Origin of the sequence: Streptomyces sp. NPDC050743, assembly GCF_044456925.1 — a bacterium.
Lineage (GTDB): Bacteria > Actinomycetota > Actinomycetes > Streptomycetales > Streptomycetaceae > Streptomyces.
The window spans coordinates 1-9517 of the sequence record NZ_JBITGJ010000175.1 but is presented as its reverse complement, the minus strand read 5'-3'; the positions used below and the strand labels follow the sequence as shown (position 1 = coordinate 9517).

General features: G+C 68.4%; 9 protein-coding genes. 2 read left to right on the top strand and 7 right to left on the bottom strand.

The features are described from left to right. The 4 genes from ACIBJF_RS49660 to ACIBJF_RS49645 all read right to left on the bottom strand — a co-directional run. On the bottom strand, positions 1-612 hold a 612-nt coding region (locus tag ACIBJF_RS49660; RefSeq protein ID WP_399184489.1), incomplete at its 3' end, for a cytochrome ubiquinol oxidase subunit I. Between the two features lie 134 nt (positions 613-746). Beyond that, positions 747-1370: a hypothetical protein gene (locus ACIBJF_RS49655; protein WP_399184488.1), complete on the bottom strand. Its 624-nt coding sequence runs from the start codon at positions 1368-1370 to the stop codon at positions 747-749. A 585-nt stretch (positions 1371-1955) separates the two neighbouring features. Then, positions 1956-2309 (bottom strand): DoxX family protein, encoded by a 354-nt coding sequence (locus tag ACIBJF_RS49650; RefSeq protein ID WP_399184487.1) that lies wholly within the window; start codon positions 2307-2309, stop codon positions 1956-1958. Between the two features lie 141 nt (positions 2310-2450). Further along, on the bottom strand, positions 2451-3335 hold the full coding sequence (locus tag ACIBJF_RS49645) for a pirin family protein (protein ID WP_399184486.1): 885 nt from the start codon (positions 3333-3335) through the stop codon (positions 2451-2453). Positions 3336-3430: 95 nt separating this feature from the next. Between ACIBJF_RS49645 and ACIBJF_RS49640 the strand changes: the two genes are divergently transcribed. Both ACIBJF_RS49640 and ACIBJF_RS49635 read left to right on the top strand, forming a co-directional pair. Further along, the gene (locus tag ACIBJF_RS49640) at positions 3431-3898 is read left to right on the top strand and encodes a MarR family winged helix-turn-helix transcriptional regulator (RefSeq protein ID WP_399184485.1); all 468 of its coding nucleotides are present in this window, start codon (positions 3431-3433) and stop codon (positions 3896-3898) included. Between the two features lie 301 nt (positions 3899-4199). Beyond that, the gene (locus tag ACIBJF_RS49635) at positions 4200-5936 is read left to right on the top strand and encodes an FUSC family protein (RefSeq protein WP_399184484.1); all 1737 of its coding nucleotides are present in this window, start codon (positions 4200-4202) and stop codon (positions 5934-5936) included. Here ACIBJF_RS49635 and ACIBJF_RS49630 read toward each other — a convergent pair. The 3 genes from ACIBJF_RS49630 to ACIBJF_RS49620 form a co-directional block, all read right to left on the bottom strand. Continuing rightward, the gene (locus tag ACIBJF_RS49630; protein ID WP_399184483.1) at positions 5933-6520 is read right to left on the bottom strand and encodes a TetR/AcrR family transcriptional regulator; all 588 of its coding nucleotides are present in this window, start codon (positions 6518-6520) and stop codon (positions 5933-5935) included. The two genes, ACIBJF_RS49635 and ACIBJF_RS49630, sit on opposite strands and share 4 nt — an antisense overlap. Before the next feature lie 111 nt (positions 6521-6631). Next, positions 6632-8140 (bottom strand): MFS transporter, encoded by a 1509-nt coding sequence (locus ACIBJF_RS49625; RefSeq protein WP_399184482.1) that lies wholly within the window; start codon positions 8138-8140, stop codon positions 6632-6634. Between the two features lie 45 nt (positions 8141-8185). After that, a complete protein-coding gene (locus tag ACIBJF_RS49620) occupies positions 8186-9490 on the bottom strand; it encodes an NAD(P)/FAD-dependent oxidoreductase (RefSeq protein ID WP_399184490.1) in 1305 nt (434 codons plus the stop codon). Positions 9491-9517: the final 27 nt, after the last annotated feature.

Below are 9517 nucleotides of genomic sequence, written 5' to 3'. Positions count from 1 at the left end.
GGCGATGCCGGTCACGAGCGCTCCCCCGGTGACGAAGGCGGCCGTGAGCGCGTGCAGGGCGGCGAACACCGCCGTGGGCTGCAGGAGCACCTCGGTGAAGTCCGTCAGCCGGGGTCGGCCGTGGTCCATCCGGTAGCCGACCGGGTGCTGCATCCACGAGTTCGCCGCCAGGATGAAGTACGCCGACAGCACAGTGCCGAGCGACACCATCCAGATACAGGCGCAGTGCAGCTTGCGGGGAAGCTTGTCCCAGCCGAACATCCACAACCCGATGAAGGTGGATTCGAAGAAGAAGGCGATGATCGCCTCCATCGCCAGCGGCGCCCCGAAGATGTCGCCCACGAAGCGGGAGTACGCCGACCAGTTCATGCCGAACTGGAACTCCTGGACGATGCCGGTGACCACGCCCATCACCATGTTGATCAGGAAGAGCTTCCCCCAAAACTTGGTGGCGTGAAAATACTTCTCCTGCCTCGTGCGCACCCACGCCGTCTCCAGACCCGCCGTGATGCCGGCCAGACTGATCGTCAGCGGCACGAAGAGATAGTGGTAGACGGTGGTGATTCCGAACTGCCAGCGGGCTATCGCCTCGGGCGCCATGGCCGTGTGCACTCTCTCCAGGGGAATCCGTCAGGCGACTTTGTGAAAGTGAATACATTCACAAAGTCGCCTGTAGTAAGCGGCGGGGACCTTGGGCGGGGGTGGGAGGTGCCACCCCCGCCCAGGGGTGTGGGGGTGGGCCGGTGTCAGCTGGCGGCCTGGGCGAGGAGGGGCTTGAGGGCGGGGTGGGCGAGGGCTTCCTCGGCGGTGGGGTCGTCGAGGACTTCCTGGAAGGCGGCGTCGAGCTTCTGGGCCTTGACGACCTGGGGCATGGTGAGGCTGCCCAGGGGGTTGAAGTAGGAGGCGGCCTGCTCCTGGCCGTCCTGGAGGATCTTCTTCAGGCGGGCGGTGGAGTTGCGGACGTTGTCCTCGAAGTCCGGGCGGTCCATGTCGGTCAGGGCGTTCATGCCGCCGGCCTCCTCGACCCAGGCGAACAGCTCGTCCCACTCGGTGGTGTGCTGCAGCCAGTCCGCGAAGTGCTCGAAGCCGACGGTCAGGATCGCGTCGTCGACGTAGGGGTCCCACTCGGTCTCGAAGGTGGTGGCCCACAGCAGCATCCTGCCGCCGTCGAAGACCACGTGCCGGGTGTCGCGCAGGCCGGTCTTGATGGTCTGTGCCGGGTCCTGGCGGCGCAGCTCCTCCACGAACCGCTGGACCGCCGCCCGGACCTCTTCCTCGTGTCCCGGCTTGATGTGGAAGTAGGTGGCCAGCTCGGAGACGACCCCGTCGGTGCGGCCCTTGCCCGCCTTCTTCGTGAGCGTAGCGGTCATGGTTTCCTCCAATAGCACTTATGCGTGAATGCGGTGGCATCTACGGCATCTGCGGATGGTCGCGGGTTCTGTGCTTTCGCGACCCCCCCTGTGAGACAGGTTGACTCACAACCTCTCTATGAGTCAACTTGTCTCACTGTGACCTGGGTCACATGCACGTTGCACCCTCGCGACGTACCGGGGCCGGGCGCTCAGCCGAGCAGCATGTCGACCGCCTCACCGCGCCCTGGCCGAGCCGGTGGCCCAGCAATTCGAGCGCACCTTGCTGGTCCTGTGCGCCACGCTCGCTGGTAAGGCGAGCACACCGTCGGACCGGCCGCGTGCACGTGGCGCTCCGGCCGACGGGTGCAGGCGGAACACCGCTGGAAGGCGACTCTCAGCAGCCGGGCGACGGGATGACAAGGACGAGCGAGACTATGACATTCCGAACACCGGCCACACCGTATGGATCCACCACTTCAGACTGCCCGAGGACTTTGCCCAGGTGCTGCCGGCCAGTCCCACCGCCAGACGCGACGAGGCGACCGGCAAGCTCGGTCGCGTCCCCGGGTCCTGGGCGGCCGATGAACTGTGGCGTGGCGGCGCTCAGGAGCTGGCAAGTCGCGTGATCACTACGGCTGCGGCCACTACCGCGAACAGCAGAACCGGGATGAGGGCCTTGGGGGCGTCCTTCATGCTCAGGTGCGCGCGCATGGCGCCGGCGCACACCAGAAACAGTCCACCGGCAGCCGCCACGCCCAGCGGCCAACACCACAGGCCGACGACGACTCCGACGGCCCCGGCCAGCTCCAGCAGCCCGATGGCTCGGAAGGCGGTGGTCGAGTAACCCATGCGCTCGGCATCGGCGGCCGCAGAGGGCTGCGCGAGAGCCTTGGGGAGTCCGGCAGCGGCGAAGCCGAGGGCCAGCAGGGCGGAAAGGATCACTGTCGCGGTGAACATCGAATACCTCATGTGAGTGGGGACCGCCAGGCAGGCGGTCTGAAATGGGGGCGGTGTCGCCGAACGTGGCGCTTGGGAGTCGCGGAACGCTGCCCGATATCTAGACGCCGGGCAAGACGAGGGTTGCGGAGTGCTCAGGCGTCAGCGGTACTGAAGGCGGGCCTGGTTCGGGATGCCGCCGAACCTGCCGCTCTGGAAGTCGCGAAAGGCCTGCTCGATCTCGTTCGCGCTGTTCATCACGAACGGGCCGCCCATCACGACAGGCTGACCGATCGGCTCACCGCTGTAGACCATGACCACGCTGAACTCGTCTCCGTCGGCGGTCTCAAGTGTGATGGTCGAGAGGGAAGCCTGAGAAAGGGGATCGGACCAGGCGGTCTCCCCTGCGCGAACGAGGCGTCCGGCGATCGTCACCGTGCCGGACAGGACATGGAGGAAGGCGCGATCCCGGCCCGGCAGCAGATGATTCAGGCACCGGCCGGGCTCGAGGGTGATCACCGCTCCGGAGATGGGCCAGTTGTTCAGTGCGGGGCCCTGGACACCGCCGACCTCGCCCGAGACCAGGTCGATGCGGGCGCCGTCTGTTTCGACGACCGGTCGCCGGTCGGCCAGCAAGTCCTGGTACCGGGTGTCGACCATCTTCATCTCGCGCGGAAGGTTCACCCATAGCTGCAGGGTGTGCGCCCGTTCGTTGCGGAAGGCGAGTTCCCGGTGGATGATTCCGCGCCCTGCGGTCATCCATTGCACGTCTCCCGTGGTCAGCGCGCCGGCGTGACCGATGTTGTCGCCGTGCTCCAGAACGCCGTCGAGGACCAGGGTGACCGTCTCGACACCACGATGGGGATGCCATTCGAAGCCCGGTGAGGAGAACCAGTCCTCGCTCAGCAGCAGGAACGGATCCGTGAGTTCCGGCCTCAGTGGAGTGATGATCACGTTCCTGTCGTCGACCTGCGTGTCCGGTCCGAAGTGCATCTTCCTCTCGATGCGGACGACGCTTCGTTGCGCTGCGCCTTGCGGGACCTCCATGGCATGCATTGTTTCCGTACCACCCCTCGAGTTGATGTGTCACCTCAACAGTACGACGGCGAGTTGATGTGTCAACCCGTCGCTATGATGAGGACATGGAGCAGCAGGCATTGAGTGAGCGCGAGCTGCGCGCCTGGCGGGCGTTCTTCCAGATGCAGGAGGTCCTGCGGTCACGTATCGAGCAGCAGCTCCAGGCGGGCAGCGGCCTGTCGAACGCCGATTACACGGTGCTCGTCGCCCTGTCCGAAGCCCCCGGCGGACGGTTGCGTGCCTATGAGCTCAGCCACGAGCTGGGCTGGGAAAAGAGTCGTCTCCACCACCAGCTCACTCGCATGTGCAAGCGCGGCCTGGTGGAGCGCCGGAGCGGCGCGTCACGCGCCATGTACGCGGTGATCACGACAGAAGGGCGGACCGCCCTGGAAAGAGCCGCGCCCAGCCATGCCCAGGAGGTGCGGCGCCTGGTCATCGACCGTCTCACACCCGAGCAGATCGACCACCTCGCCGAGATCTCCCATGCCATCCTTGACCATCTGCAAACGGATCACCCAGCTGTCGGCGAGTGACTCAGCAACGGCTCTCGCGCTGATCGGCGGGATGGTGAGAGCCGGTCACGAGCCGACCCAAGAGCTCTCGGCGCGGGTACGACACCAAAGCCGGCCCCTCACCACCGCGGACATCGAGATGATCCGCGTCCAGGGCGGTCCATGGCTCCGCAAGCTGACCGTCCTTGTCACGAACTGAGCTGGGCCGTGCTCGACGGGCGCACCGCGGGGCGTTGAAATGAGGCCAGCGCTACGGCAACCAGGACCCACTCCCATGGCACCCACAGCAGAAACCCGGCGGTCGCCTCGTCTACGAACGGCTGTGACCACGTGGCTGCGCCGGACCCTGAGCACAGCGCGCGCGGGGTTTCCGCTCGCCGCCGCCCTACGCGGTGTCGTCGCTCTGGCTCTTCCCCTCCTGCTCGGCCTGTGGACAGGACACATGGTTCCCGCCGTGTTCGCCGGGATCGGTGCCCTGTGGGGTGTGGGGCAGGACGGTTCGTCCCCCTACCGCTTGCGCATGCAACGACTGCTGGCCGTAGGGCTGGCCAGCGCCCTCGGCCTGCTCATCGGAGAACTCGCGCTGCGCAGTGGGCACGCGGCGGCAGTGGCGGGCTGTCTGGTCTCCACCGCTGTGGTCGGGGGACTGATCAGTCTGCATGGTCCCGTTCTCTCCGTGACCGGCATGCACTTGCTCCTCGGAACCGCCGTCGGCAGCGGCATCGCCCTGTCCGGACCCTGGTGGCAGCAGCCCCTGGCACTGCTGTCCGGAGTGCTCCTGGTCACCTTCTTGTCCACGAGCCCGTGGCTGTGGCGGCGGCACCGGATCGAGTCCGACTCCGTGCGCGCCGTGTACCGCGCCGCCGCGCAGGCGCTGACGGCCGTCGGCACCCCGCACGCCGAGGCCGCACGACGCTCCATGACGCTGGCGCTCAACGACGCGCACGATGTCATGGCCCCCGACCTGGCGGCCGCAACCCGCCACAGGCCGGAAGATCCCGACACCAGTCGACTGCTCGACGCTCTGCGCCTCGCCGTTCGCCTCGGCGAGGTGGTGTCGGCGCTCGTGTGGGAGGGACGCCCCCTCCCGCCCGTCGTGGCCGACCTCCCCTTGAAGATGGCCGAGCGCCTGCTTCCCGCAGGGAGGAGCACCGCCACCGGGCAGAGCCTCTTGCCGGCCGAGAAGGCGGCACCCGAGCGCGACCTGCGCTCACCCGCGGTACGAGCGCTTGTGGAACTGTGCGGGACAGCCGACGCGGAAGCCGGCGCGGATGTGGTCCTGTCGGTACCGGCACGCCCACGCCCAGGTCGGACCGTCCGTCTGCGGTACGCCGTTCTGCTCTCTGCCTGTGTCCTCGTCGCCCACATCAGCGCCGTCCTGCTGCATGGCCCGCGAGGTTACTGGCTGCCCATGACCGTGGCCTTCATCTACAAGCCCGACTTCGGCCCCGTCCTGCGCCGGGCGGTGCACCGCTGCGTCGGCACGGTCGTCGGCGTCGCCGCGATCGGTGCGGTTGCCCTGCTGACCGGCAACACCCCATACGCACTCGTCGGGACGGTGGCGGTCTTCGGCGCGCTCATGGCCGTAGGCGTCCGCCATCACTATGCCGTCGCCACCACCGGTCTGACCGGGATCGTCTTCGTCCTCGTCGATCTGCTCGGAGAGCACCGGACGCTGTACGCCACCCGCATCCTGGACACCACCCTGGCCGCGGCCATCGTGCTGGTGGCGAACTTCCTGGTGTGGCCGGACTCCGCCGGCAGTTGGGCCGCGACGCAGACCGAAGCCGCTCTGATCGCCGTCCGCCGCTACCGCGACCTGGCGCCGAACGCCACGTCCGCCCAGCGCCAGACACTGCGCCGCGCCGCCTACCGCCGCCTGGCCGACGCCCGGCGCGCGGCGGCTCAGGCCCGCGCCGAACCTCTCCCGCCCAAGCGCACCCTTCCGGACTGGGAGGCAACGATCACGGCCGCCGAGCAGGTCTGCGACGCCGTTACAGCCGAGATTCTGGCCAACGCCGCAGGCTCCGGAGGAGATCATTCGCCGGACAGTGCCTAGGACCAGGCCCGCAGAGCGGCATCCACGACGATCTCCACCGTGTCACTCCCCAGACGGTTCCCAGCGATGAAGCGCTCGAAGAACAGGGGGCCGACCGTGGCCATGGCCATGGTCTCGGCAGTGACGTCGGACCGGAGTTGGCCGCGCTCGACGGCCGCGGCAACAGCGGGACGCATGGCATCGGCAATCTGGGCCATGAGCGTCTGCCGGAGGTGACGCATGCCTTCGTCGTTCCGTGAGCCGCCGATGACCGCGACGAGAACGGCACCGCTGTTCTCGTCGTCCAGCCGCTCGGCGAGGACGCCCAGGTTGTGGATGAGCTCGGCTCGCGGATCGTGACCCGAGGCGGCCCGAATCTCCTCGGGCACCGGGGGCAGTGGGGGCATGCCGGCCTCCAGCGCGGCCAGGCGAAGCTCGAGAAGGCCGGGCCAGTGCCGGTAGACCGTGGCCCTGCCGACGCCGGCCCGGGCGGCGACCGCCTGGTGCGTCACGACCTCCAGCCCGCCCTCCGTGAGCAACTCGGTGGCCGCCGCGACCATGGCCTCGCGACTGCGCAACAGCCGCGGATCAGTTCTGACTTGCATCTACTCCACCTTTCTGTGGGACTATGCGTCTTACAGCCTCACTATGAGTCATCTTGTCTCATAGTAGAGGAAGGGGGAAGCCCCAAGTCCGTACGACTCCCGCGGCGTGCGTCACATGTGAACGGCGGGTGCGGCGCTCTCGTCGTGCTGCGGCACGCCACGGCGGTACAGCAGCACGGTCACCACCAGACCCACCACGAAGACGGCCGCCGACCACCAGTACGCAGTGGAGTAACCCTCGAGACCGGCCTGCGCCAGGACGCCGGGGTCCTTGGGGTCACGGCCGGAGAGGTAGTTGGTGGCGGCGTCCGATGCCATCGTGCTGAGCAGGGCGACGCCGATGGACCCACCCACCTGCTGGACGGTGTTCACGGCGGCGGACGCGACTCCGGCATCGGCCGCGGCCACGCCGGAGGTGGCCAGGCTCATCGCGGGCGCGATCACCGTGCCCAGTCCGATGCCGACGAGCACCAGCTGGGGCAGCACCTGCGTCGTGTATCCGCTGCCCAGGTCCAGCGTGGTCATCCACACCAGGCCGACGGCCGCGATGGCCATCCCCAGCGGAACCACCGGCTTGGGACCTATGCGCCGCACCAGGACGTTGTTGGCCACCGCCGACGCGGACGACGACGCCACGATCATGGGCAGGAAGGCGAAGCCCGTCTTCAGGGCGCTGTAGCCGAGGCTCTGCTGCAGGTAGTAGGTCAGGAACAGGAACATGCCGAACATGCCCGCGCCGGTGACGAAGAGGGCGGCGAAGGAGGCGCCGCGGTTACGGTCCAGCAGGACCCGCAGGGGCAGCAGCGGATACGCCGCCCTGGTCTGCCACCACACGAAGACGGCCACCAGTACGGCGCCGACCGCCAGCATGCCCCAGGTCGCCGACGAGCCCCAGCCGTGCGTCTCGGCGTTCGAGAACCCGTAGACCAGGCAGAACAGGCCGATGGAAACCAGCAGAGTGCCGAGGACATCGAGCTTGGAGGACGTGTCGCGCGGCGTGCGGTGCAGCAGAGCGGCCCCACCGACGAACGCCACCCCCGCGAAGACCACGTTGACGTACATGGTCCAGCGCCAGTCCAAGTACTGGGTCAGCACCCCGCCGAGGATCAGGCCGATGGCTCCGCCGGCACCGGCGATCGAGCCCGCGACGGTGAACGCCTTCGCCCGCTCGCGCGGCTCGGTGAAGGTGGTCATCAGGAGCGACAGCGCGGACGGGGCCAGCAGGGCGGCGAACAGGCCCTGGACGGCGCGCGCGACGACGAGCATGGCGAAACCGTTCGCCGCACCTCCCACCATGGAAGCGGCCGCGAAGCCGGCCAGCCCCACCAGGAACGTCACCTTCTGACCGACCAGGTCCGCGACCCGGCCACCGAGCAGCAGCAGACTGCCGAAGGCCAGCGCGTAGGCGGTGACCACCCACTGCCTGTCGGCGTCCGAGAAGCCCAGGTCGTGCTGGGCGGACGGCAGGGCGATGTTGACGATGGTGCCGTCGAGGACACCCATCAGCATGGACAGGGAGATGACGCCCAGGATCCACCAGCGACGCCGGTGTGACGGGTCGGACACGCTCTCACGTGCGGTCTCGGCGCCGCGCGCGGCGGCGATGGCGTTTTGGGACATGGGGACAGCCCTCCAGACAAGGACAGACACAAAGGGGGGAAGGGATCAGGTACGGCTGCGGGGCGGCGTGGCCGCTTCGGTGAACGGGTCGCGCGGGTGCTCCAGTTCGATGAGGCCGACGGTGTCCCGCTTGAGCATGGAGGCCAGGAACCAGTCCACGAACACGCGTATCTTGCGGTTCAGCGTCGGCACACGGCTGCCGTGGTAGAGGCGGTGGAACCACCAGGCCGGGCGGCCCTTGAGCTTGATCCTGTTGAACAGGATCGCGACGCCCTTGTGGAGGCCGAGGCCGGCCACCGCGCCGAGGTTCTTGTGCCGGTACTCCTTCACCGGTCGTCCGCGCAGAGCGGCGATCACGTTGTCGGCCAGCACAGGGGCCTGTCGTACAGCGTGCTGCGCGTTGGGCGGGCACCACGCGCCCTGTTCGCCGGCCAGGTCGGGGACCTGGGCGTTGTCGCCTGCGGCCCACACGTGATCAAAGTCCCTGACCTGCAGCGTGGGCAGGGTGTCGACGTGACCGCGCGGGCCGAGCGGCAGGCCGAAGTGGGCCAGGGCGGGGTTGGGGCGGACGCCGGCGGTCCACACGATCGTCGAGGCGTCCGTCTCGACACCGTTCGCCAGGACCACGTGCTGGTCGGCGCAGGACTCCATGGAGGTCTCCAGGTACACCTCGATGCCGCGTGCCTGAAGCTTCTCCATCGTCCAGACACCGAGGTCCGCACCCATCTCGGGCAGGATGCGACCGGCGGCCTCGACCAGGATGAAGCGCATGTCCTCCCTGCTGACGTTGCGGTAGGTCCGGGCGGCGTCGCGGGCCATGTCCTCGACCTCCGCGATGGTCTCCACCCCGGCGAAGCCGCCACCGACGAAGACGAAGGTCAGGGCCTTACGCTTCACCGCCTCGTCCATGGTGGAGTCGGCACGGTCCAGCTGGGCCAGGACGTGGTTGCGCAGGCTGACGGCCTCCTCGACCGACTTCATGCCGATGGCGTGCTCGGCCAGGCCGGGGATCGGGAAGGTGCGGGAGACCGAGCCGAGCGCGACGACCAGGTGGTCGAAGGGCAGTTCGAGCGTGTCACCCGCCGCGGTGCTGACGTGGGCGACCTTGTCCGCCTGGTCGACGGAGACGACATGGCCGGTGACCACGTCCGCGCCGGTCAGCACGCCGCGCAGCGAGGCGACCAGGTTGCGCGGGGCCACATTGCCGGCTGCCGCCTCCGGGAGGAAGGGCAGGTAGGTCATGTACGAGCGGGGGTCCACGACCGTGACGGTCGCCTCGCCGCGGCGCAGCTTCTTCAGCAGGCGCAGCGCGGTGTAGAGGCCGACGTAGCCGCCGCCGGCGATGAGGATGCGCGGCCTGTCCGGGACAGGGGCAAG